General features: G+C 72.4%; 19 protein-coding genes. 12 read left to right on the forward strand and 7 right to left on the reverse strand.

Annotation, left to right across the window (positions count from 1 at the left end; genetic code table 11):
• Window positions 1-21: 21 nt before the first annotated feature.
• A complete protein-coding gene (locus tag ACIBI5_RS31675) occupies window positions 22-786 on the reverse strand; it encodes a sugar isomerase domain-containing protein (RefSeq protein WP_397252399.1) in 765 nt (254 codons plus the stop codon).
• A 180-nt stretch (window positions 787-966) separates the two neighbouring features.
• Complete coding sequence (locus ACIBI5_RS31680; protein WP_397252400.1) at window positions 967-1,950, reverse strand: LacI family DNA-binding transcriptional regulator; 984 nt, start codon at window positions 1,948-1,950, stop codon at window positions 967-969.
• A gap of 81 nt (window positions 1,951-2,031) precedes the next feature.
• Here ACIBI5_RS31680 and ACIBI5_RS31685 point away from each other — a divergent pair, with 81 nt between their 5' ends.
• The 6 genes from ACIBI5_RS31685 (at window position 2,032) to ACIBI5_RS31710 (ending at window position 9,191) form a co-directional block, all read left to right on the forward strand.
• Complete coding sequence (locus tag ACIBI5_RS31685; protein ID WP_397252401.1) at window positions 2,032-3,231, forward strand: AGE family epimerase/isomerase; 1,200 nt, start codon at window positions 2,032-2,034, stop codon at window positions 3,229-3,231.
• The gene (locus ACIBI5_RS31690) at window positions 3,231-3,956 is read left to right on the forward strand and encodes a 6-phosphogluconolactonase (protein WP_397252402.1); all 726 of its coding nucleotides are present in this window, start codon (window positions 3,231-3,233) and stop codon (window positions 3,954-3,956) included. The genes ACIBI5_RS31685 and ACIBI5_RS31690 overlap by 1 nt, the downstream gene beginning before the upstream one ends.
• Window positions 3,953-5,161 carry a D-mannonate dehydratase ManD gene (gene manD, locus ACIBI5_RS31695; protein ID WP_397252403.1) on the forward strand — a complete coding sequence of 403 codons (1,209 nt, stop codon included), beginning with the start codon at window positions 3,953-3,955 and terminating at the stop codon, window positions 5,159-5,161. The genes ACIBI5_RS31690 and manD overlap by 4 nt, the downstream gene beginning before the upstream one ends.
• Window positions 5,158-6,459, forward strand: coding sequence for a mannitol dehydrogenase family protein (locus ACIBI5_RS31700; protein ID WP_397252404.1), 1,302 nt, complete (start codon window positions 5,158-5,160; stop codon window positions 6,457-6,459). Before manD ends, ACIBI5_RS31700 begins: the two co-directional genes overlap by 4 nt.
• Before the next feature lie 136 nt (window positions 6,460-6,595).
• Entirely contained in the window at window positions 6,596-7,846 is a 1,251-nt protein-coding gene (locus ACIBI5_RS31705) for an erythromycin esterase family protein (RefSeq protein WP_397252405.1), read from the forward strand.
• A gap of 52 nt (window positions 7,847-7,898) precedes the next feature.
• Complete coding sequence (locus tag ACIBI5_RS31710; protein ID WP_397252406.1) at window positions 7,899-9,191, forward strand: MFS transporter; 1,293 nt, start codon at window positions 7,899-7,901, stop codon at window positions 9,189-9,191.
• A 1-nt stretch (window position 9,192) separates the two neighbouring features.
• Here the strand turns inward: ACIBI5_RS31710 and ACIBI5_RS31715 are convergent, their stop codons facing one another.
• Complete coding sequence (locus ACIBI5_RS31715; protein ID WP_397252407.1) at window positions 9,193-12,234, reverse strand: BTAD domain-containing putative transcriptional regulator; 3,042 nt, start codon at window positions 12,232-12,234, stop codon at window positions 9,193-9,195.
• 59 nt (window positions 12,235-12,293) lie between these two features.
• Between ACIBI5_RS31715 and ACIBI5_RS31720 the strand changes: the two genes are divergently transcribed.
• From ACIBI5_RS31720 to ACIBI5_RS31740, 5 genes are all read left to right on the forward strand, one after another.
• Window positions 12,294-13,796 carry an MFS transporter gene (locus ACIBI5_RS31720; RefSeq protein WP_397252408.1) on the forward strand — a complete coding sequence of 501 codons (1,503 nt, stop codon included), beginning with the start codon at window positions 12,294-12,296 and terminating at the stop codon, window positions 13,794-13,796.
• Between the two features lie 114 nt (window positions 13,797-13,910).
• Window positions 13,911-15,080, forward strand: coding sequence for a serine hydrolase domain-containing protein (locus ACIBI5_RS31725; protein ID WP_397252409.1), 1,170 nt, complete (start codon window positions 13,911-13,913; stop codon window positions 15,078-15,080).
• Between the two features lie 34 nt (window positions 15,081-15,114).
• The gene (locus ACIBI5_RS31730) at window positions 15,115-15,303 is read left to right on the forward strand and encodes a hypothetical protein (RefSeq protein WP_397252410.1); all 189 of its coding nucleotides are present in this window, start codon (window positions 15,115-15,117) and stop codon (window positions 15,301-15,303) included.
• Window positions 15,304-15,432: 129 nt separating this feature from the next.
• The gene (locus ACIBI5_RS31735; RefSeq protein WP_397252411.1) at window positions 15,433-17,028 is read left to right on the forward strand and encodes an alpha/beta fold hydrolase; all 1,596 of its coding nucleotides are present in this window, start codon (window positions 15,433-15,435) and stop codon (window positions 17,026-17,028) included.
• Window positions 17,029-17,081: 53 nt separating this feature from the next.
• Window positions 17,082-17,576 carry a beta-class carbonic anhydrase gene (locus tag ACIBI5_RS31740; RefSeq protein ID WP_397252412.1) on the forward strand — a complete coding sequence of 165 codons (495 nt, stop codon included), beginning with the start codon at window positions 17,082-17,084 and terminating at the stop codon, window positions 17,574-17,576.
• Between the two features lie 30 nt (window positions 17,577-17,606).
• On the opposite strand, the gene ACIBI5_RS31745 is transcribed toward ACIBI5_RS31740, so the two are convergent.
• The gene (locus ACIBI5_RS31745; protein WP_397252413.1) at window positions 17,607-18,008 is read right to left on the reverse strand and encodes a hypothetical protein; all 402 of its coding nucleotides are present in this window, start codon (window positions 18,006-18,008) and stop codon (window positions 17,607-17,609) included.
• A 112-nt stretch (window positions 18,009-18,120) separates the two neighbouring features.
• On the opposite strand from ACIBI5_RS31745, the gene ACIBI5_RS31750 reads away from it, so the two are divergent.
• Window positions 18,121-19,368 (forward strand): hypothetical protein, encoded by a 1,248-nt coding sequence (locus ACIBI5_RS31750; protein WP_397252414.1) that lies wholly within the window; start codon window positions 18,121-18,123, stop codon window positions 19,366-19,368.
• Between the two features lie 14 nt (window positions 19,369-19,382).
• On the opposite strand, the gene ACIBI5_RS31755 is transcribed toward ACIBI5_RS31750, so the two are convergent.
• The 3 genes from ACIBI5_RS31755 to ACIBI5_RS31765 form a co-directional block, all read right to left on the reverse strand.
• Window positions 19,383-19,787 carry an SRPBCC domain-containing protein gene (locus tag ACIBI5_RS31755; protein WP_397252415.1) on the reverse strand — a complete coding sequence of 135 codons (405 nt, stop codon included), beginning with the start codon at window positions 19,785-19,787 and terminating at the stop codon, window positions 19,383-19,385.
• A gap of 45 nt (window positions 19,788-19,832) precedes the next feature.
• Window positions 19,833-20,585, reverse strand: coding sequence for an alpha/beta fold hydrolase (locus ACIBI5_RS31760; protein WP_397252416.1), 753 nt, complete (start codon window positions 20,583-20,585; stop codon window positions 19,833-19,835).
• Between the two features lie 151 nt (window positions 20,586-20,736).
• Window positions 20,737-21,690: a hydroxyacid dehydrogenase gene (locus ACIBI5_RS31765; RefSeq protein ID WP_397252417.1), complete on the reverse strand. Its 954-nt coding sequence runs from the start codon at window positions 21,688-21,690 to the stop codon at window positions 20,737-20,739.
• Between the last annotated feature and the right edge of the window lie 53 nt (window positions 21,691-21,743).

Consider the following 21,743-nt stretch of genomic DNA (forward strand, 5'->3'; position numbering starts at 1 on the left):
GGCTCCTTGGGGGGTTGAGGATCACAACCAGCGCACGCGCCCGCGGAAGCGGTGCAGGAACACGGCGTTCGCCTCGTCACCGCCGGGGGCGTTGCCGCTGCGCCAGATGTCGGGCTTCGCGCCCCGCTCCGCCAGCAGCGCGATCGCCGCGGCCATCAGGCAGTTGAGCGCGTAGGCGTTGGCGAACGTGGAGATCGCGCCGATCCGCTCGGTGATCCCGTCGATCTCCAGTACGGCGTCGCCGACCGGCACCTTCGTGTCCACGTGCACGTCCACGAGGTCGTGCAGGTTCTTGCCTGACGGGTGGCGGGCCGGGTGGTCCGGTGCGGTGGAGTCGGCGTGGATCCGCGACGACACCCCGATGACCGTGGCGCCCCGCTCACCGGCCGTCAGGGCCGCGTCGATGAGCGCCGCGTTGATCCCGTAGGCGTTGACCAGGATGAGCAGGTCGTCGGCGCCGATCCGGTTGTCCTCGACCACGAGCCTGCCGTAGCCGGGGGTGCGTTCCATGGCCATCGAGCGCAGCGCGCCGCCGGACAGCAGGGTGCCCTCGTCCAGGACGGCCGAGACGTTGACCAGGCCGCCCGCCCTGAAGAACACCTCCTGCGCCGCGAGGTTCGAATGGCCGCCTGGCCCGTACACGAAGATCAGCCGATCCCGCGCGGCGTGGTCGGCGACCAGCGTGGCGGCGGCCTGGATGTTGCCGGCCTCCTCGGCCTCGATGCGGGCCAGCAGGTCGGTGATCGTCTCGAAGTAGGCGCGCATGAGCGCGGCGGGTCCGGTCACGGGCTCGACTCCTCCGGCCGGGGCATGAAAGCGATTGCACGGAATCTAGGCCGACCTCTCGTTCGCGGTCAACCCCCCGCGACCTCTTCACCCTGACCGCGGCCCGGCGGTCATGCCCTCGCCATGCCACGCCCTCTGCCGGTCATCGCCGGAGCCCCTGCGGCGCGGCCGGTGTCCTGCCTACGGAGTGGGACCGGTGGAGTCGCGGGGGGTGAAGACGCCCGGCAGGCGGCGCGACTCCGGGGGCGCGTCGGGGGCCTCGATGTGCCTGGTCAGGACCTCCATGGCGGTCTGGCCCAGGTCGTCCATGGGAGCCGAGACCGTGGTCAGGCGGGGGGTGACCGTCTGGGCCAGCAGGACGTCGTCGCAGCCCACCACGCTGCGGTCGCCGGGCACCGACACACCACGCCCCGCCAGCTCGGCGAGCACCCCGCACGCCATCAGGTCGTCGAAGGCGAACGCGGCCGTGGCGGAGGTGCCGATCAGCGCCTCACCGGCCTGCCGCCCGCCCTTGTACGTGGCGCGGAACGGCCCGAGCTCCACCAGGTCCACGCCCCGCCCGCGCGCCCACCGGCGTACCGCCTGCGAGCGCCGCCCCGCCGCCCATGACGCGCTCGGCCCCGCGAGCAGCGCGAACGAGCGATGCCCCAGCCCGTACAGGTGCTCACCGGCGTCGAACAGCGCGGCCGTGTTGTCGCACACCACCGAGGACATCTCGCGCAACGTCCGGTTCACCAGCACGATCGGCAGGTCGCCCGCCGCCTCGCGCAGGGCGGCCGCGGGCGAGCGCGGGGAGGCGGCGATCACCCCGTCGACCTTGCCGCGGAGCTGGTTCACCAGGCGTACCTCGGTGGCCGCGCTCTCCTCGGCGTCGATGAGCATGAGCGCGCTGCCGACCCGGTCGGCGGTGCGCTGCACGGCCCGTACCAGCAGAGGGAAGAACGGGTTGGTGATGTCGGGCACGAGGAGCCCGACCATCCCGGCCCGCCCCGTGACCAGCCCGCGCGCCGCCGAGCTGGGCTGATAGTCGAGCTCGCGGGCGGCCCGCAGCACCCGCTCACGCACGACGGGGCTGACCAGCTCCGGCCGGTTGAACGCGCGGGACACGGTCGCCGCCGACACCCCGCACACGGCGGCGATGGAGTAGATCGTCGCGCGGCCCACCTCACGCTCCCTTCTTGACGGGTAACTCTAGCGAAGACAGAATCCATGCAATCGCTTTCATTTCACGACCCTAGGGGCAGCATGGGGCCGGAACACGCGGCACGCCGGCAACTCGAGGACGTCATCTTCCCGTTCTGGCTGGCCAACGGCATCGACGAGGTCAACGGCGGCTACTACACCTGCTTCGACAACCGCGGAAGGACGCGGCTGTCGACCGACAAGTACACGTGGTCACAGGGCCGCTTCGTGTGGTTGCTGGCGCGCGCGGCCCGCCTCGCCGAGCGCGGCCTGCTCACCCTGGACCCCGCCGAACTCCTCGCCCACGCCGAACGCGGCGCCCGCTTCCTGGTCGATCACGCGGTACGGCCCGGCGGCACCTGCGCCTATCTCCTGGACGAGACGGGCACCGAGAAACCGTCCGAACGCAGCATCTACGCCGACTGCTTCGTGGCGATGGGCCTGTCCGAGCTGTCCAGGCAGACCGGCTCGGCGGAGTGGCTGGACGTGGTGGACCCTATCCTCACCAGAGTCGCCGACGACATCACGAACGGCGACCCGCCGACCCCGCCCTACCCGCTGCCACCCGGCCACTCGGGCTTCGGCGCTCGCATGATCCTCCTGAACGCCCGCCTCGACCAGGTCCGCGCCCACGAGCGCACCGGGGGAGAGGCCGCGGGGCCGCGGGGGGAGCTGGCCGATGCCTTGCGGGGGGTGCTGGCGCATCGGGAGGAGACGGGGCTGTTCGCCGAGGTTCTGGTCGGCGATCCCGGACAGCGTGACACCGTCCTGGCCAGGCACCGCAATCCCGGCCACGCCCTGGAAGGCGCCTGGATGGTGCTGGAGGCCGGGGAACTGCTCGGAGATCACCGGGCGGACCGGCAGGTGCTGGACAGCATCTCCAAGCTCTGCGCCACCGGCTGGGACGTGGAGCGGGGCGGGCTGCTGCGCTACACCGACGTGACGGGCCGGCGGGGCGGCGGGCCGTACGAGGAACTGATCGTCAGGACGTGGACCACGAAGTTGTGGTGGGTGCACACGGAGGCCGCCTACAGCACCCGCCTCGCCGCCGTGAAATATGGCGACAAATCGGCGGAAAGGTGGTTCGGGGAGGTCTGGGACTACACGCTGGACACCTTTCCCGGGCGTGATGACGGGGCGGAGTGGGTGCAGATCCGTGATCGGAACGGGCGGCCGCTTGACGAGGTGGTGGCGCTGCCGGTCAAAGATCCGTACCACATCGCCAGGAATCTCATGCAGATCGTCGAACTGGGGGAGGGCTGATGCGGGTCAGCGTCCACGCCGACCGGGCGGCCACCGGCGCGGCGGCGGCGCGGGCGGGCGCCGAGGCTCTGCGCGAGATCCTGGCGGCACAGGACGAGGCGCGGGTGGCCTTCGCGGCGGCGCCGTCACAGCGCGAGATGCTCGCCGGTCTGCGCGCCGCCCCGGGCATCGACTGGTCGCGGGTGGTGGCGTTCCATCTGGACGAGTATGTGGATCTGCCGGCGGACGCGCCCCAGCGCTTCGCGGCCTTTCTGCGGGAGGAGATCTGGGGTGTCGTCGGGCCCAAGGCCGTGCACGAGATCGTGCCGGCTACGGACCCGGCCGCCGCGGCGGAGCGCTACGCCGCGCTGCTCGCGCGGGACCCGCTCGACCTGGCCTTCCTGGGCATCGGCGACAACGGGCACCTGGCCTTCAACGATCCGCCCGTCGCCGACTTCGCCGACCCGTTCGCCGTCAAGGTGGTCGAACTGGACGAGCCATGCCGCAGGCAGCAGGTGAGCGACGGCTGCTTCGCCACTCTCGACGAGGTGCCGCGCCGCGCGGTCACGCTGACCGTGCCCGCCCTGCTGGCGGCGCGCCGCCTGGTGGTCACGGTCCCGGGCGCGCGCAAGAAGGCCGCGCTCCAGGCCGCCCTGCACGGCCCGCTCACCACCGCCTGCCCGGCCTCCGCCCTGCGTACCCACCCCCGCTGTACGCTCTTCGCCGACCAGGAGGCACACGGATGAAGATCGTCGACGCGCGGGTCATCGTCACCTGCCCAGGCCGCAACTTCGTCACCCTGAAGATCACCACGGACGACGGGGCGACCGGACTCGGCGACGCCACGCTCAACGGCCGCGAGCTGGCGGTCGCCTCCTACCTGCGCGACCACGTGGCCACGCTGCTCATCGGCCGCGACCCCGCCCGCATCGAGGACACCTGGAACTACCTCTACCGCGGCGCCTACTGGCGGCGCGGCCCGGTCACGATGACCGCGATCGCCGCCGTCGACACCGCTCTCTGGGACATCAAGGGCAAGGTGGCCGGGCTCCCGGTGTACCAGCTGCTCGGCGGCCGTTCCCGCGAGGGCGTCACGGTGTACGGCCACGCCAACGGCGAGACCGTCCCGGAAGTCCTGGACGAGGTGGCCCGCTACACCGAACTCGGCTACAAGGCGGTGCGCGTGCAGTGCGGCGTCCCCGGCCTGCCCGTCACCTACGGCGTCAGCCAGGACAAGATGTTCTACGAGCCCGCCGCCGCCAGGCGGCCGGTGGAGGCGACCTGGTCGAGCGAGCGGTACCTGCGCATGGTCCCCGAGCTGTTCGCCGCCGCGCGTGACCGCTTCGGCCCCGACCTTCACCTGCTCCACGACGTCCATCACCGGCTGACCCCGATCGAGGCGGCCAGGCTGGGCGCGAGCCTGGAGGAGTACGCGCCGTTCTGGATCGAGGACCCGGTCCCGGCCGAGCTGCAGGAGGGCTTCCGGCTCATCAGGCAGCACACCACGACGCCGATCGCGGTGGGCGAGGTGTTCAACTCGATCTGGGACTGCCAGCAGCTCATCACCGAGCAGCTCATCGACTACATCCGGGCCACGGTCGTGCACGCGGGCGGCATCACCCACCTGCGCCGCATCTTCGACCTCGCCGCCCTCTACCACGTCAGAACCGGCTCGCACGGCGCCACCGACCTGTCGCCGGTGTGCATGTCGGCCGCGCTGCACGTGGACCTCGCGGTGCCGAACTTCGGCATCCAGGAGTACATGCGCCACACCGAGCTGACCGACGAGGTCTTCCCGCACGGCTACCGCTTCGCCGACGGCTACCTGCATCCGGGTGAGGAGCCGGGGCTCGGGGTGGAGATCGACGAGAAGCTCGCCGCCCGCTACCCGTACGACCCGGCCTACCTGCCGGTCAACCGGCTGCTTGACGGGAGCATGCACCATTGGTGAGGCTCAGCCGTACCTCGTATGAGGGGGCTTTCCTGCCGGGCGCGACGGGAATCGTGCATCTCGGGATCGGCGCCTTCGCCCGCGCGCACCAGGCCGTCTTCACCGAGGAGGCGATGGCGGCCACCGGCGACGACCGGTGGGGGATCTGCGGCGCCACCATGCGTGGCCCCGGTGTGGTCGAGCAACTCGGCCCGCAGAACGGCCTCTACAGCGTGCGCGCGGGCGGCGACCTGCGCGTCGTCGGCGCGGTCACCGAGGTGCTACGGCCCGGCGACGACCTGCTCACCGACCGGCTGGCCGCGCCGGGGACCCAGGTGGTCACGGTGACGATCACCGAGAAGGGATACCGCGCGGGACCCGCCGTCGACCGGCTCGTGGCCGGGCTGCGGGCCAGAGCCGCCGCGGACGCTGGGCCGATCACGGTGCTGAGCTGCGACAACCTGCCCTCCAACGGGGCCAGGCTGGCCACCCTGGTCAGGGCGGCCGCGGAGCCGCGGCTGCTCGGCTGGATCGGCGAGCAGGTCCGCTTCCCCTGCACGATGGTGGACCGGATCGTGCCCGCGAGCACGCCCGCCGACCTGGCCGAGGCGGCGGCCCGGCTGGGGCTGGAGGATCGGGGGGCGGTGGTCGCCGAGCCGTTCCTGCAGTGGGTGATCGAGGACGACTTCGCCGCCGGGCGGCCCGCCTGGGAGAAGGCGGGGGCGTTGCTGGTGGCGCGGGCGGGGCCGTACGAGGTGATGAAGCTGCGGCTGCTGAACGGCAGCCACTCAGCGCTCGCCTACCTCAGCGCGCGCGAGCACGTCGCGCAGGCGCTCGGCGAGCTTCGTGAGGCGCTCGTGCGCCTCATGGACGAGGTGACGCCGACCCTGGGGGAGCTTGACGGCGTGGACCTGGGCGCGTACAAGGCCTCGCTGCTGGAGCGGTTCGCCAACCCCGAGTTGCGCCACCGCACCGCGCAGATCGCCGCGGACGGCTCGCAGAAGCTGCCGCAGCGGCTGCTCGATCCGGCCCGCGAACTGCTCGCCGCCGGGCGCGAGCCGCGGTGGATCGCGCTGGTCGTGGCGGGGTGGATGGCACACGTGAGTACGGCCGCCGCCGTGGACGACCCGCTGGCAGGACGGCTCAGAGCCACCGGTGACGCGGCGCGGGTGGCGGGGCGGCTCCTGGCGGTCAGGGAGGTGTTCGGCGAGGACCTGCCGGAGCACGCGGGGTTCCGTGAGCTCGTGACCGAGGCGCTGGAGCGGATCATGGCCGAGGGGGCGGCGGCGACCGTGCGCGCGTACCTCGCCGAGCCGTAGGGTCTCCGCTCCCGGGAGGAGGGCGGCCCGCGGCGCTACACCGGCTGGGGTAGCGGCGCGGGGGCTGCGCGGCGGACGCGGCGGACGGCGTCCCGCAGGACGGTAGGGGCGTAGCCGATCGCGAAGGAGATCCCAGATGATCACGCACGCCGCCCTCGCCGCCGCCGCCGCGTTCTCGCTCACCACGGGGCCGGTCGCCGACTGGGTGAAGGAACACGCCGTCCCGCTGGCCACGATCGACCCGGCGGCGCCGCTGGACGACCTCGCGCCGCTGGCCAGGATGGTCGGGGACGCCAAGGTCGTGGGGCTGGGCGAGTCGACGCACGGGGCGCGTGAGGAGGCGCTGCTCAAGCACCGGCTCCTGCGGTACCTGGTGGAGAAGCGCGGGTTCCGCACGATCGCGTGGGAGGAGGACTGGACCACCGGGCAGCTCGTCGACCGCTACGTCGTCACCGGGAAGGGCGACCTGGACGCGGTGGTGAAGCAGATGACCACGACGTGGCAGGCCGAGGAGATCAGGGACGTGCTGCGCTGGCTGCGCGCCTACAACGCCGAGCACGCCGACAAGGTGCGCTTCGTCGGCGTGGAGTTCTACGCCACCCGCCCCGCCGCGTACGACGCGGTGATCCGCCACGTGGCGAAGGCCGCTCCCGCCGAGCTCGAATCGGTCAGGGCGCACCTGGCGGAGATCCGCCCGCCCTCCGACGACGTCGGCAAGTACCTGCGCGAGCTGTTCGAGAGCGGCCGGGACATGAAGCCGTACATCGTCCACGCCCGCGCCGCCTACGACGTGGTCAAGGCGCTGCCGGACTCCCGCGCGCAGGCGCTCGCCCTGCACAACGCCCGCCAGATCGTCTCGTTCTTCGAGTACCTGGACCGCGGGGCCGACACCGGATACCGCGACCAGCAGGCCTCGCGCAACCTGCGCTGGTGGCAGCGCTTCTCCGGCGACAAGGTCGCCTACTGGGCCGCCAGCGCCCACACCGCCAACGCCCCGGATCTGCGCCTGTCGCTGCCGCCCGCCCCCGAGCGCCGCTTCGCCAGCGCGGGTTCGCACCTGCGCCGCTGGTACGGCCCGCGGTACCTGTCCATCGGCTTCACCTTCGACCACGGCACCCTGAAGATCGGCGGCAAGCCGGTTCGCATCCCCCGCCCGCCCCGCACCTGGGCCGACCGCCCGTTCGGCGACGCCGGCATCTCCCAGTTCGCCGTCGACCTGCGGGTCAAGACGCCGCCTCAGCTCAACCGGCCCACGAAGATGCGAGGCATCGCCAACTACGACCCCAAACGCCCCTTCGACTACTACATGTACGGCGGTGCGATCACCCAGTGGTTCGACGTGATCGTGCACCGGCAGGCCGTGACCCCGCTGCGCATGCTGGGCTGAAGCTTATTGACACGATGCGAGCAGTGCGTGAAGCTTTTCGCGCATGACGGGTATGGCGGATGGAACCGGCGCGACGGGCGTGGCCACGGCACGGTCGCGCCGGGCGCTCGTGGCCGGATCAGTCGGAAATTTCATCGAATGGTATGAGTTCGGGGTCTACGGGTACTTCGCCACGATCATCGCGGCGAACTTCTTCGCCCCCGCCGGGGCGAGTGACCTCGAAGCCCTGGTCAAGACCTATGCCTCGTTCGCCCTGGCGTTCTTCTTCCGGCCGCTCGGCGCCGCCGTCTTCGGCCGCCTGGGGGACCGGATCGGCCGCCGCCCGCTGCTCATCCTCGTCGTCCTGCTCATGTCCGCCGCGACCGCGCTGATCGGCGTCCTGCCCACCTACGACACGATCGGCGCCGCGGCTCCCTGGCTGCTGACGCTCGTCCGGATCCTGCAAGGACTGTCCGCGGGCGGTGAGTTCGGCGGGGCCGTATCGCTGATGACCGAGTTCGCGCCCGACCGCAAGCGCGGACTGTACGGGTCGTGGCAGTCGTTCACCGTGGCGCTCGGGCTGCTCGGCGGGGCGGGGGCGGCGGCCGTCATGGCCACCCTGCTGTCCGAGGCCGATCTCAAGGCGTGGGGCTGGCGCATCCCCTTCCTGCTCGCCGTCCCGCTCGGGGCGGTGGCCCTGTGGCTGCGGCTCCGGCTGGAGGAGACGCCGTCGTTCACGAACCGCGAGACGCGAGTGAAACCCACCGCGGGCGAGACCGCGCGCGCCATCCTGCTCGGCATCGCCCGCCTCATGGGCTGGTCGGCGGCCGGATACACCTTCCTCGTCGTCATGCCGTCCTACCTGCAGACCACCCTCAACGCCACCTTCCAGCAGGCGCTCATCGCCACCGTCGTGGCCAACCTGGGGTTCGCGCTGGCCATCATCCCGGCCGGGATCCTCAGCGACCGCTACGGCCGGCGCGTCGTCATGACCACCGGCGCCGCCCTCATCGTCGTCCTGGCGCTGCCTCTCCTGAACGTCCTCCAGGACCCCGGCGGCTCCCTGGCCCTGAAGGCCGCCGCCGTCTTCGTGGCCGGAGCCGTGGTCGGCCTGATGGCGGGGCCGGGGCCGGCGATGCTGGCCGAGATGTTCCCCACCAACGTCCGCTACACCGGCCTGGGCCTGGCCTACTCACTGTCGAACGCGGTGTTCTCCGGCTCGGCGGGGCTCATCATCACCCAGCTCATCAAGAACACCGGCGACGCCGACATCCCCGCCTACTACGTGATGGCCACCTGCCTGATCAGCACCGCCGCCCTCCTGACCCTCCGCGGCGGCGCCCACAAGGAACGCCTCCGCTCCTGACTCACGGGGCGCTCGTGTAGGCGGCGGCGAAGGCCGCCTCGCCCAGGGCGGCCTTCGCCCGCTCCGTCGCGCGGGCGATGTCGTCGATCTCGTCCGGTGAGGCCGGGGTGCTGTGGGCGACGCGGCTGGCGGCCGCCGTGCCCAGCAGACGGGCGGCCTCCTCCGGCTCGGCCACCGTGGCCAGCGCCTCCATGGTGCCCGCGATCGTCCGCGGGTCGCCGATCTTCCTGGAGGCCACCAGCGACTCCTGGAACAGCTCGCGGGCCTCCGGCTCCCTGCCCTGCATGCGCCGGACATGGCCCAGCTCGTTCAGGACGGTCGGGACGAACAGCTGCGGATCGACGTCCGGGCCGCGCGGCACGCCACGCAGCAGCACGGCGATGTGCTCCTCGGCCAGCTCCAGCCGTCCCGAGTGCCGGGCCGCGATGCACAGGCCCATCCTGGCGAAGATCGTGCCCTCCTTGTAGCCCTGGCCGTCGGCCAGGCGGAGCGCCTCCAGGCAGGTCTCGATCCCGCGGTCGTAGTCGCGCCGGTAGGCGGCGATCCAGCCCAGCCACGACAGGCGGCGTACCTTGTCCGGCCACAGGCCCAGTTCCTCGGCCACCGCGGCGTCCTCGGTGAAGATCCGGACGGCCGCGTCGTAGTCGCCGCGAATCTCCTCCAGGCCGCCCAGCCACTCGTTGGCCTGCAGGACGCCCCACCGGTCGCCGAGCTCGGTGAACAGCCGCCTGCTCTCGTGACCGACCCGGTCGAGCTTGTCCAGTTCACGCAGGGTGAAGGCGTCACGGGACTGCCGGCTCAGCGCCACCGCGACGCCCCACCGGTCGCCGAGCTCGCGGCAGGTCGCCAGTGCCCGGTCCACCACGGCGGTCGCGGTCGGCATGTCGGTCACCCCGTACTGCACGAACAGCTCCGCCCGCGCCCGCGCGGCCGGGTCGGCGATCTCCAGCGCCGCCTCCCAGTCCACGCTCTCACCCAGTAGCAACGCGAACCCGGCCCGCCAGGCCCGCGCCTTCTTCACCTCGACCCCGTCCGGCAGGTCGGGGCCGGACAGGGCGAGGTCGAGTGAGCGGAGGGCCTCGTGCAGGCGGCCGCGCAGGTACCAGTGCCACGACAACGCGTTCACCAGCCGCAACGCCTCAGAGGCCGGCGCGGAGTCGAGGGCGCTGCGCAGGTTCGCGGACTCGGCGTCCAGGTCGCGCATCCAGCGCACCTGCTCGGCGCCGCGCAGATGCCCCTCCGCCCGCTCGGCGAGCGAGGTGTAGTAGGCCACGTACGCCCGCCGTACCCGATCGGTCTCGCCGGCGTCGTCCAGCCGGCGGCGGCAGTAGGCGGCGACCGACTCCAGCAGCCGGTACCGCACCCCGGACGGCCCCTCCACCACGGTCACCAGCGACCGGTCGACCAGCCGCGCGAGCAGCTCCATCACGTCGAGCCCGCCGTCGCCGCACAGGACCTCGGCCGCCTCCAGCGTGCACCCGTCCGCGTGTACGGCCAGCCGCCGCAGCACCACCCGCTCGTCGTCGGTCAGCAGGGTCCAGCTCCAGTCGATCATCCCCATGAGCGTCTGCTGCCGGTCGGAGACCCCGCGCTGCCAGCCGGACAGCACCCGGAACCGGTCGTCCAGCCGCGACACCAGCTCGTGGATGCCGAGCGAACGCACCCGGGTGGCCGCCAGCTCCAGCGCCAGCGGCAGCCCGTCGAGCCGCCGGCACAGCTGCGCGACGGCCGCCGCCGTAGACGCGTCGAGCACGAACCCGCGCGCCGACGCCGTGGCCCTGGCCATGAACAGGCGTGCCGCGTCGGAGGCCGCCACCGCGTCGAGCCCCTCCTCCTCGGGCAGCCCCAGCGGCGGCACGCTCCACAGCGTCTCGCCGGCCACGCTCAGCGGCTCCCGGCTGGTCGCCAGGATCCGCAGCCCCGGCGCGGCACGCAGCAGCGACTCGGCCAGCTTCGCCGCCTGGTCGACGACGTGCTCGCAGTTGTCCAGGACGAGCAGCATGCGCCGCGCGCGCAACGTGTCGGCCAGCCGGTCGAGCGCGTCGCCCGGCCCGGCGCTGTCGCGGATGTCCAGCGCGGCCAGCACGGCGTCGGCCAGCGAGGCGGTGTCGCGGTCGTAGGCGGCCAGCTCGACCAGCCACGCCCCGTCCGGGTACGCGCCGGTCAGCTGGGCGGCCGTGGCGATGGACAGGCGGGTCTTGCCGACGCCGCCTGAGCCGGTGAGCGTGACCAGCCGGCTCGTGCCGAGCAGCTCGCGTACCTCGGCCACGGCGCGGTCGCGGCCGATGAGGTCGTCGACGGTGGCGGGCAGGTTGGTGACCGGGCGCCGGTCCTGGCCGCTGAGACCCGGGTCCTGGCGCAGGATGCGCGCCTGCAGGTCGGCCAGCTCGGGGGACGGGTCGAGGCCCAGTTCGTCGGCCAGGCGTTCGCGCAGCTCGCCGTAGGCGGCCAGCGCGTCGCTCTGCCGTCCCGCCCGGTACAGGGCCGTCATGTGCACGGCGCGCAGCCGCTCGCGAAGGGGGTGCTCGGCCACCAGTTCGGCCACGTCGACCGGCTCGCCGGCGGCCAGCCGTACCTCCGCGAGCTCTTCGAGGGCGGCCAGCCGCTGTTCCTCCAGCTTCGTGATCGGCGCGCGCGTGAACTCCATGTCGGAGAAGTCGGCGTACGGCGAGCCGCGCCACAGCTCCAGCGCCTCGGCCAGCAGCCCTTCTCCGGCCAGCCTGGCGAAGCGCAGCGCGTCCACCGCGTCCGGCGCGACCTGCAACTGGTAGCCGGGCGCCCGCGAGACGATCAGGTTCTTGCCGCCCGGCTCGGCGTCCTCCAGCGCCTTGCGCAGCTGGGAGACCCGCACCTGCAGCGCGGCGGCCGGGTTGGCCGGCGCGTCGTCGCCCCACAGGTCGTCCACGAGCCGGTCCGTGGACACCACCCGGCCGTCGTGGGCCAGCAGGTCCGCGAGCAGGGCACGCACCTTCAGCCCCGGAATCGAGACGACCTCTCCGGCGTCCGTCCAGACGGTCAGTGGTCCCAGCACTCCAAAACGCATACGAAGCACCTTAAGGCGCTGGAAAGGAGACCAGAAGCGCGTCCGGCCACTGTGGAGCCATGAACACGACCTCGACCGCCGGCAAGCGCGACTGGATCGCACTCGGCATCCTCAGCTCGATCGCCCTGCTGCTCTCCATCGACGTCAGCGTCCTGTACCTCGCGCTGCCGCACCTCAGCTCCGAGCTGGGCGCCAGCGCCCCGCAGCAGCTGTGGATCATGGACATCTACTCCTTCATGCTGGCCGGCTTCCTGGTGACCATGGGCACGCTCGGCGACCGCGTCGGCCGCCGCAAGCTGCTGCTCATCGGCTCGGCCGCCTTCGGCGTGATCTCCGTCGCGGCGGCGTTCTCCTCCAGCGCCGAGATGCTGGTCGTGACCCGGGCCCTGCTGGGGATCGCGGGAGCCACGCTGATGCCCTCCTCGATGGCCCTGATCCGCAACATCTTCCGCGACCCCAAGCAGATGGGCGCCGCGATCGGGATCTGGTTCAGCTGCTTCATGGTGGGCATGGCCGCGGGTCCGCTCGTGGGCGGGCTGCTGCTGCAGCACTTCTGGTGGGGCTCTGCCTTCCTGCTGGGCGTGCCGTTCATGGCCGTCGTGCTGATCGCCGGTCCGCTGGTGCTGCCGGAATACCGCGACGGTACGGCCGGCCGCCTCGACCTGGCCAGCGTCGCCCTGTCGCTCGGCGCGATCCTGCCCGCCATCTACGGCCTGAAGGAGATCACCAGGAGCGGCTGGCAGCCGCCGGCCCTCGTGGCCGTCGCCGCCGGTCTGGCCATGGGCGCGCTGTTCGTCCGCCGCCAGCGCCGCCTGGCCGACCCGCTGCTGGACCTGCGCCTGTTCGGCAACCGCGCCTTCGCCGCCTCCCTGACCATCCTGATGCTCGGCGGCGTCGTCATGGCCGGGGTCACGCTGACCGTCACCACGTTCCTGCAGTCGGTCGCGGGCCTGTCCCCGCTGGCCGCCGGGCTGTGGATGATCCCGCCGAGCCTGGTCATGATCGTCGCCCTGTCCGCCGGTCCCATGCTGGCCCGGCGCGTCCAGCCCGCGTACGTGATGGCCGGTGGCCTGGCGCTCGGCGCGGCCGGCATGGCGCTGATGACCTTCGCCGACGCGACGAGCGGCGTTCCGGTCCTGGTCGTCGGGCTGGTGCTGGCCCAGGCGGGCATCGCGCTGCCGATGGGCCTCGGCAACGGCATCATGATGGCCGCCGCCCCGCCGGAGAAGGCCGGTTCCGCCGCCTCGATCTCCGAGACCAGCGGCGAGTTCGGCGTAGCGGTGGGCGTCGCGGCGCTGGGCAGCCTGGCCGCCGCCGTCTTCCGCGCCGGTCTTCCGGCCGAGGTGAAGGCGGACACCCTGGCAGGGGCCGTAGCCGAGACGCTGGGCGACCCGGCGCTGCTGGCCGCCGCCCGCGCGGCGTACACCTCGGGGCTGCACGCGGTGGCCGGGGTGGGCGCGGCGCTCTTCCTGGGCCTGGCCGTCCTGACGGTGACGGTCCTGCGCGCCCGTGCCGGGCGCGGCGAGCGGCCAGTCGCGCTCGCCGAGCAGGTGGCCGCCTGAACCCCCGATCGGAGCGCCCCGCCGGACCTGTGCCGGCGGGGCGCTCTTACGTGGAGTTAGCAGGCGCTCCAGTGGTATCGGCGGCACCATCCGCTACGAACAAGGAGATCCGCCTTGACCGACGACCCTTCGCGGCGCTCCGTCCTGGGCCTGCTGGGCGCGGCGCCGCTGATGGCGAGCACCGGCCGGGAACCGGCCGCCGCCGGCCGCTCGCTGGAGGCCTACGACGACTACATCCGGGACCTGGCGGACCAGGACCGGTTCTCGGGGACCGTGCTGGTGGCCCATCGCGGCCGCGTGGTCCTGTCCCGCGCGTACGGCATGGCGGACAGGGAACGGAAGATCCCCAACGGCCCCGACACGATCTACGCCCTCGCGTCGGCGTCCAAGCCGTTCACCGGCCTGGCGATCGTCCAGCTGGCCCAGCAGGGCAGGCTGAGGTTCCACGAGAAGCTCAGCACCTACCTGGACGGCTTCCCCCCGGACGTCGGCGCCGTCACCGTGCACCAGATGCTCACGCACACCGGCGGCATGACCGACCCGACCAACAGCGCCGGCGGCGACAAGATCCTCAACAGCATCGAGGAGGCCGAGGCCGAGGGCAGGAAGCAGGCCCGTGAGCAGAAGCTGCGCTTCGTCCCCGGCACCAGGAAGGAGTACGCCAGCATGGGCTACAACGTCCTCGGCGAGATCGTGGCCGCGGTCTCCGGCATGCCGTTCCACGAGTACATGCGCGAGCACGTCTTCCAGCCCGCGGGCATGCGGCGCTCGGCGTACTACACCAGGCCCCAATGGCTGGACGACGAGCGCATCGCGCACCCGTACATGCTGCAGGAGGACGGCTCCCGCATCGACGGCGTCCGCAACCTCGACAAGGGCGGCACGATCGGCGTGAAGGGGTCCAACTCGGCGCGCGGCTTCATCGGAGCGGGCGGCGGCAACGCCTTCGCCTCGGCCTCCGACATGCTGCGCTTCGCCTGGGCGCTGAAGAACCACAAGCTGCTCAACCGCGCCTACACGGAGATGTGGCTGAGCCCGAAGATCTCCGGGCCGTCCCCGGGAGTTCCCGATCCGCGCCGTGGGGAGAGCTTCCACGCCTACGGCCCGATCGCCCCCATCTTCAACAACCAGCGCCTCATCACGCACGGCGGCGGCATCGCCGGCGGCTCGACCAACTGGAGCGTCTACCTCGACACCGAGTGGACGGCCGTGGTGCTCTGCAACTACGACCTGCGCGATCTCCAGCAGATCATCGAACAGGAGCGCGAGGCGATCGCCGGGTAGCGTGAACGGCCTGATCGAGCGTGGAGGGGTTGGCATGGAGTACACCCGGCTGGGGTCATCGGGACTGAAGGTCTCGCGCGTGTGTCCGGGCATGATGAGCTTCGGCCACTCGCGGGCCTGGCGGCTCGGCGAGGACGCGGCGGAGCCGATCGTCCGGCGCGCGGCCGAGGTCGCCGCGCTGGAGGCGCCCTACCGGCCGCACGCCGTGAGCGGGCACGCGTGACGGCTCTCAGGGAGGATGTCGCGCCGCGGGACCGGCACCTGAGGAGGAGACGAGCCCTGGGGCGGCCGCACTAGGCGGATAAGCCTCACGGCGGTGGTGGGTTGATCGCGGCTCCTCCAGGCTTGCCGTATGTCGTTGATTTCCGTGGCTTTAGCGGCGGTCGTGGGGTTGTCGCCGATCGTCCCCACCCCTCCGCCTCCTGTCCCGAGTACGCAGCAGGCCCGGCCGCACCCGTTCGCGCCCGTGCCCTTCCCGCTGCCGTCCGGCCTGGACAGCGCGTCCAAGGCCCCGCACACCCCCGAGCCCGGCGCGCCGTCCTGGTGTCCCGCGGTGCCGGGCCGGCGGGTGGAGTGCGGCACCGAGCCGCGCCCGCTGGTCGCCGGCAAACCGGAGCTGGGCACCGTCGAGGTGGCCTACGCGCTGGTGCGCCGGGAGAACGAGACCGCCCCCGCCAAGAACACCGTCATGGTCAACCCGGGCGGGCCGGGCGGCGCGCCCGTCGTCCTGGCCGGCTGGTACTCCATGCTGCTCGGCTCTCTGAGCCCCGACCACGACCTCCTGCTGATCGACCCGCGCGGCACCGGCTACTCCGGCGCGGTGGCCTGCGGCACCGACGGCTTCCTGTGGGCCGACCGGGCCGAGCAGCGGCGCATCGTGGACAGGTGCGGCGCCACGCTCGGTCCGCGTGCCGCCGGATACACCTCCGCCGCCACGGCCGACGACTTCGACGCGGTCCGGCGGAAGCTCGGCCTCGGCAAGGTCGTCCTGTACGGCATCTCCTACGGCACCTACCTGATGCCGATCTACGCCGAACGCCACCCGGGCACCGTGCGCTCGATCGTCCTGTCGGGCGCCTACCCGGTGACCTTCGACCCCTTCGGCGCCCCGAGCGCCAGGGCGATCTCGCTCAGCCTGCGCCGGATCTGCGAGCGCAGCGGCGCCTGCGACGGCGGCGCCGCCGTACGCGATCTGCGCAAGGTGGCCGCGATGCTGCGGGCCGGGCCGATCGACCTCACGATCACGGTCGGGGGACGGCCCCAGACGGTGAAGCTGACCGAGAGCGTCCTGGCCCAGATCCTCACGTTCACCGCCAGCGGCGGCCTGGGCGGTTCCCCCGACGAGGTCTCGCTGATCGGCACGATGCCCGCGCAGCTGCACCGGGCGGCGAGGGGCGACACCGGCCCGCTGGTCAGCGCGATGACCGCGCTCTTCCAGCAGACCGCCGACCAGGGCGTGCCGGACATGGGCCTGACCATCGCGGTGGTCTGCAACGACTACACGCGCCCGTGGTCGGTGGACGCGCCGATCCGGCAGCGGTGGCGGCAGTTCGAGCGGGCGCTGAAGCGGGCCGACCCCCACGGGTTCGGCGCCTTCAGCCGCGAGGGCTACGCCTTCAGTATCCCCGACGGCGGTGAGGTGTGCATCGGGTGGCCGAAGGAGGGTACGGCCCGGCCGTACGCGCTGAGCGGCAAGCTGCCCGACGTGCCCACGCTGGTGGTCTCCGGTGACCTGGACAACAACACGGCGGCGGAGAACAGCAGGCTGAGCGCGGCCCAGTTCCCCCGGGCGCGGTTCCTGTCGGTCCCGAACACCGGGCACGTCGCCGAGATGGACGCCTCGGGGTGCGCCGTGGGCCTGGTCAGCGGGTTCATCCGGGACGAGCGGCTCGGGGACACCTCGTGCCTGGCGAAGATCCCGCCACTCAAAGTGAACAAGCCCTATTGATTGTGTAGGGAATGAGGGTAATTTGAGAGGCCCGACCCCTGGGAGGTAGTGCGATGAGCGTCACCGACGAACTGCTCGCCAACGCCGACCGGTACGCCGCCACGTTCGACAAGGGTGAGCTGCCGCTCCCGCCCGCGAAGGGCATCGCCGTCGTCGCCTGCATGGACGCGCGGCTCAACGTCTACGGCCTGCTCGGCCTGCGGGAGGGCGACGCGCACGTCATCCGCAACGCCGGTGGCGTCATCACCGCGGACGAACGGCGCAGCCTCGCCATCAGCCAGCGGTTGCTGGGCACCACTGAGATCATCCTCATCCACCACACCGACTGCGGCATGCTGACCTTCACCGACGACGCGTTCAAGGAGGCCATCAGGGCCGAGACCGGCATCAAACCGGACTGGTCCGCGGAGGCGTTCTCCGACCTGGAAGGCGACGTCGTCCAGTCGGTGTCGCGCGTGAAGGCGGACCCCTTCATCCCGCACCGCGACGAGGTGCGCGGCTTCGTCTACGAGGTGGAGACCGGCCGGCTGCGCGAGGTGAAGGCCTGACGCCGGGCGCCGGGGGCCCGCCTCCGGCGCTCAGCCCGTCGCCTGCTTCGGCGCGGCGATCAGCCCGTAGATCACCAGCACGCAGAGCGCGATGCTGATCACCGAGTAGACCGGGTAGGCGCTGAGAAAGGCGAACTGGCCGATCATGGCCAGCGCGGCGAAGATCGCGCCCAGCCACCTGGCCCAGATCTGCCCGGCCAGGATGCCGAGCGCCACCGCCACCTGGACCAGGCCGAGGATCAGCCAGATCCAGCCCCAGGTGTTGTAGTCGAAGACCAGGAGCTGCCCGCCGGAGGTCAGATAGTACTCCTGGCGGAAGAAGGCGATGATCCCCTGGATCACGTGGAAGAAGCCCAGGATGACGCCCAGCATTCCGGCGAATCCGAGCCAGCCGGAGCGGCCGGCGGGTTCCGTGTAATACGCGTTCATCATGTGGACGTGCCCCCGTGGGAGCGGGCGCGACAGGGCCTTGCCCTATACGGGCCGAGAATTTGCCGCCCGATGGCCGCCGAACGGGCATTCCTCTCTGAACGAGGGGGTGGCGATGTCCGAGGAGCCGCAGGACGCCGAGGTGCGGGCGGAGCTGGCGCGGCTGCGGGCCGAGGTTGCCGAGCTGCGGGGCCGTACCGGCGGGGGAAGGTGGCGCGCGGTCGTCTCCGCGGTGCTGATCACGCTCGGCTGCGTGTTCGTCCCGCTGGCCGGCGTCGGCTTCTGGGCCGCCAACGAGGTCTCGGACACCGAACGGTACGTCGAGAACGTGACGCCGCTGGCCGGTGATCCGACCATCCAGAACGCCGCCGCCACCCGGGTCACCGGCGCGGTCATGCGGGCACTCGACGTCCAGGCGATCGTGGATCAGGTCGCCGGCAGGCTGCCGCCGCGCGTCGGGGACAAGCTCAAGGGGCTGTCCGGGCCGATGGCCGACGGCGTCGAGGGCTTCGTGCGCGACAAGGTCGGGCAGGTCATCGCGAGCGACACCTTCCAGACCGTGTGGGTACAGGCCAACCGGGTCGCGCACAAGCAGTTCGTCGCGGTGCTGTCCGGCGAGGGCAGCCAGCTCCTCAAGGTGAACGGCGGCGCCGTCAGCCTCGACCTCGGCCCGATCATCGACCGGGTCAAGCAGAAGCTGGTCGCCTCCGGCCTCGGCCTGGCCGCCTCCATCCCCGAACTGCACCCCACGATCGAGCTGTTCGACTCGGCCGAGCTGGTCACCTGGCAGCGCTGGTACGGCTGGCTGATGACGCTCAGGTGGGCGCTGCCGGCGCTGGCGCTGATCCTGCTCGCCCTCGGCGTCTGGGTCGCGAACAGCCGCCGCCGCGCCCTGGCCGGGGTGGGGATCGGGCTGATGGCCGGCATGCTGGTGCTGGCCGCCGCCCTGGCCGCCGGGCGCGCCGCCTACCTCGGCTCGGTCGCCCGGCACGGGCTGGACCAGGCGGCCGCCGCGGACCTGTTCGACACGCTGGTCCGCTTCCTCAGAGGCGGGCTGCGTACCGTGCTGGTGCTGGGCCTGGTGATCGCCGCCGCGGCGTTCTTCACCGGCCCGTCCGCGACCGCCGTCAGGACGCGCTCCGCGCTGAAGCGGGCCATCGGCTTGGCCGGCTCCCGGCTGGACACCGGCCGCTTCGGCGCCTGGCTGGCCCGCAACGCCACCCCGGTGCGCGCCGGGCTGGTGGCGCTGGCCGCCCTGGTCTTCGTCTTCTGGGACCGGCCGACCGGCGCCGTGGTGCTAGGGATCACCGTCGCGACGCTTCTGCTCCTGGGCGTGGTGCAGTTGCTGGCGCGCGGCTCATGAACGCGGCGCGCGGTTCATGTGCGCGGCGCGCCGGACAGGTGCTCGCCGAGGCGGTCCAGGGACTCCAGCCAGGCCGCCCTGACGTGCTCCTGGCCGTCGCCCCGGTGCTGGAAGCGCAGCGCGGTGCCGGCCTCGTCGCCTGCCAGCGTCACGGTCACGACCGCGTCGCCGGAGGTGAAGACGAGCCTGGCGGGGGCGCGGGCCTCGTGGTAGACGCCGCCCAGCGTGGTCTCGAAGCCGTGCTCGCCGACCAGCGTGACCTCCCACGCGCCGCCGGGGCGCGCGTCGAGGAGGACCCGGTCGGCGGGCGTGGTGAAGATCCGGGGACCGAACCAGCGGGCGAAGCACCCGGGCGTGGTCCATGCGGTGTACACCTGGTCGGGGGAGGCGGCGAGCGTGCGTTCGATGGAGTACTGCATGGCCCCACGGTGCGCCGCCGCGCTTACGGTCCCCTTCCGGCGGGCTTAAGGGCGGAGAAACCCGGCGACGTCGGCCGCGAACCGTTTGTGGCGGAACGTCCCTAGGTGGCTGGCTCCGGGATACACCAGCAGCTTCCCGTACGGCAGGCCGTCCGCGGTATCACGGAACAGCTCGGGCGTGTAGGCCAGATCGCGCTCCCCGCCGACGACCAGGGCGGGAACCTCGATCCCCGCCAGCCGGTCGCGCAGGTCGAAGGAGTCCTCAGCCTGGGCGAAGTGCAACATGTCACGCGGCTCGGCGGGACGGATCGCCGGATCGGCCAACCACATGAGCGCGGTGAAGAACGCCCGGGTCAGCGGGTTGGCGCCGGCCAGCGGGGCCAGGTGGTGGGCGCCGCGGCGACCGGCCGCGACGGCTTCGGTGTAGCGGCGCTGCGCCAGCCGGGTGCGCGGCGGCAGCGTGTACGCGGCCCCCGCCACCACCACGCGGCGCACCGCCTCCGGATGGTCGGCGGCCAGTTGCAGGGCCAGGGAACCGCCCGAGGACATGCCCAGCACGTCCACCGGCCCCCCGAACCGCCGGTCGATGGCCTCGGCGTGCTGCCCGGCGATGTCGCCCATGGTGGTGCCCTCGGGCATGCCGGGCGCGCGGTTCACCGCGTGGACCCGGAAGCGCTCGCCCAGGGCGGTCAGGACGGGGCGTTCGCCGGCGGCGGGCTTGGCGGAGTGCTCGGGCGTGAACCACCGCAGCACGACCAGCGGTTCACCGGCACCCGACTCCGACCACGGAAGCTCCATGCCTCCCAGTCTGCGCTCCCCGCCCGCCCCACGCGCGCTCCTCCCCACCCCGCCAGCGACAAGCCCCGCCCAGCGACAAGCCCCGCGCCGCCCCAAGGCTTCTCGGCTCGCCTGGCCTTCTTGCCGCGTTCCCGGTCCGAGGGTGAGGGGGTCAGGCGAGGCGGGCCGCGGTTTCGCGGGTCAGGGCGTGCAGGAGGGGGCGGCCGGTGGCGAAGCGTTCCAGTTCGGCCGCCACCAGTTCGCCCAGCAGCCCGCGCTCGGCCCCGAGGCTGCCCGCGATGTGCGGGGTCACCACGACGTTCGGCAGCGTGAACAGCGGTGATCCCGGCACGGGCGGCTCGGGGTCGGTGACGTCCAGGACGGCGAACAGGTCGGGCCGTCCGGCCAGCACCTCCAGCAACGCGCTCTCGTCGAGGACGGCGCCCCTGGCGGTGTTGATCAGCGTCGCGCCCGGCTTCATGGAGGCCAGCAGCGACCGGCCGACCAGCCCGCGCGTCTGCGCCAGCAGCGGCGTGTGCACGCTGACCACGTCGCTCGTGGCGAACACCTCTTCCAGCCCGGCCATCCGCACACCCTCGTAGGAGGCGGACGGGTCGTAGGCCACCACTTCCAGGCGCAGCGCCCGCAGCCGGTCCGCGACCAGCCGGCCGATCGCGCCCAGCGAGACGAGGCCGACGCGTGAGCCGTACAGGCCGGGCTGGGGTGTGCGGGGGAGCGGGGCCGTGGCGGCGCGGGCGTTCAGGACGTAGCGCCACCCGCCCTTCAGCGCGTAGACGATCTGCGCGTAGGTGAAGTCGGCGACGGGCACGGCGTTGGCGGTGTAGGCGGAGACGAGGGGGATGCCGCGGTCCCAGAACTCCGGGGTGACGATCTTGCGGACCGATCCGGCGGCGTACAGGACGAGCTTGAGGCGGGGCATCGACTCCAGCAGGGCCCGGTCGAGCATCGGGGCGCCCCAGCTGGTGCAGAGCACGTCGGCCTGGGTGGGGCCGGGGTGGGCGGCGGGGCCGTACACGATGTCGGCCTGGGCGCGGATGCGGTTCAGGACGGGCGCGTAGACGTCGGGGAAGACCTGGGGGTCGAGCACGAAGGCCGCGGACAGCACACCGACCACCCTACATTTGCCTACTTTTCTGGTAGGTATTAGGGTTTTGTCGC

The organism is Nonomuraea sp. NPDC050540 (assembly GCF_044457485.1).
Classification (GTDB): domain Bacteria; phylum Actinomycetota; class Actinomycetes; order Streptosporangiales; family Streptosporangiaceae; genus Nonomuraea.

What these genes read in the sequence shown, in the direction of transcription:
- ACIBI5_RS31685 (WP_397252401.1), top strand. Translation starts at nt 2,032, where the DNA reads ATGGGGCCGGAACACGCGGCACGCCGGCAACTCGAGGACGTCATCTTC.
- ACIBI5_RS31690 (WP_397252402.1), top strand. Translation starts at nt 3,231, where the DNA reads ATGCGGGTCAGCGTCCACGCCGACCGGGCGGCCACCGGCGCGGCGGCG.
- manD (WP_397252403.1), top strand. Translation starts at nt 3,953, where the DNA reads ATGAAGATCGTCGACGCGCGGGTCATCGTCACCTGCCCAGGCCGCAAC.
- ACIBI5_RS31705 (WP_397252405.1), top strand. Translation starts at nt 6,596, where the DNA reads ATGATCACGCACGCCGCCCTCGCCGCCGCCGCCGCGTTCTCGCTCACC.
- ACIBI5_RS31710 (WP_397252406.1), top strand. Translation starts at nt 7,899, where the DNA reads ATGGCGGATGGAACCGGCGCGACGGGCGTGGCCACGGCACGGTCGCGC.
- ACIBI5_RS31715 (WP_397252407.1), bottom strand. Translation starts at nt 12,234, where the DNA reads ATGCGTTTTGGAGTGCTGGGACCACTGACCGTCTGGACGGACGCCGGA.
- ACIBI5_RS31720 (WP_397252408.1), top strand. Translation starts at nt 12,294, where the DNA reads ATGAACACGACCTCGACCGCCGGCAAGCGCGACTGGATCGCACTCGGC.
- ACIBI5_RS31730 (WP_397252410.1), top strand. Translation starts at nt 15,115, where the DNA reads ATGGAGTACACCCGGCTGGGGTCATCGGGACTGAAGGTCTCGCGCGTG.
- ACIBI5_RS31735 (WP_397252411.1), top strand. Translation starts at nt 15,433, where the DNA reads ATGTCGTTGATTTCCGTGGCTTTAGCGGCGGTCGTGGGGTTGTCGCCG.
- ACIBI5_RS31740 (WP_397252412.1), top strand. Translation starts at nt 17,082, where the DNA reads ATGAGCGTCACCGACGAACTGCTCGCCAACGCCGACCGGTACGCCGCC.
- ACIBI5_RS31745 (WP_397252413.1), bottom strand. Translation starts at nt 18,008, where the DNA reads ATGATGAACGCGTATTACACGGAACCCGCCGGCCGCTCCGGCTGGCTC.
- ACIBI5_RS31750 (WP_397252414.1), top strand. Translation starts at nt 18,121, where the DNA reads ATGTCCGAGGAGCCGCAGGACGCCGAGGTGCGGGCGGAGCTGGCGCGG.
- ACIBI5_RS31755 (WP_397252415.1), bottom strand. Translation starts at nt 19,787, where the DNA reads ATGCAGTACTCCATCGAACGCACGCTCGCCGCCTCCCCCGACCAGGTG.
- ACIBI5_RS31760 (WP_397252416.1), bottom strand. Translation starts at nt 20,585, where the DNA reads ATGGAGCTTCCGTGGTCGGAGTCGGGTGCCGGTGAACCGCTGGTCGTG.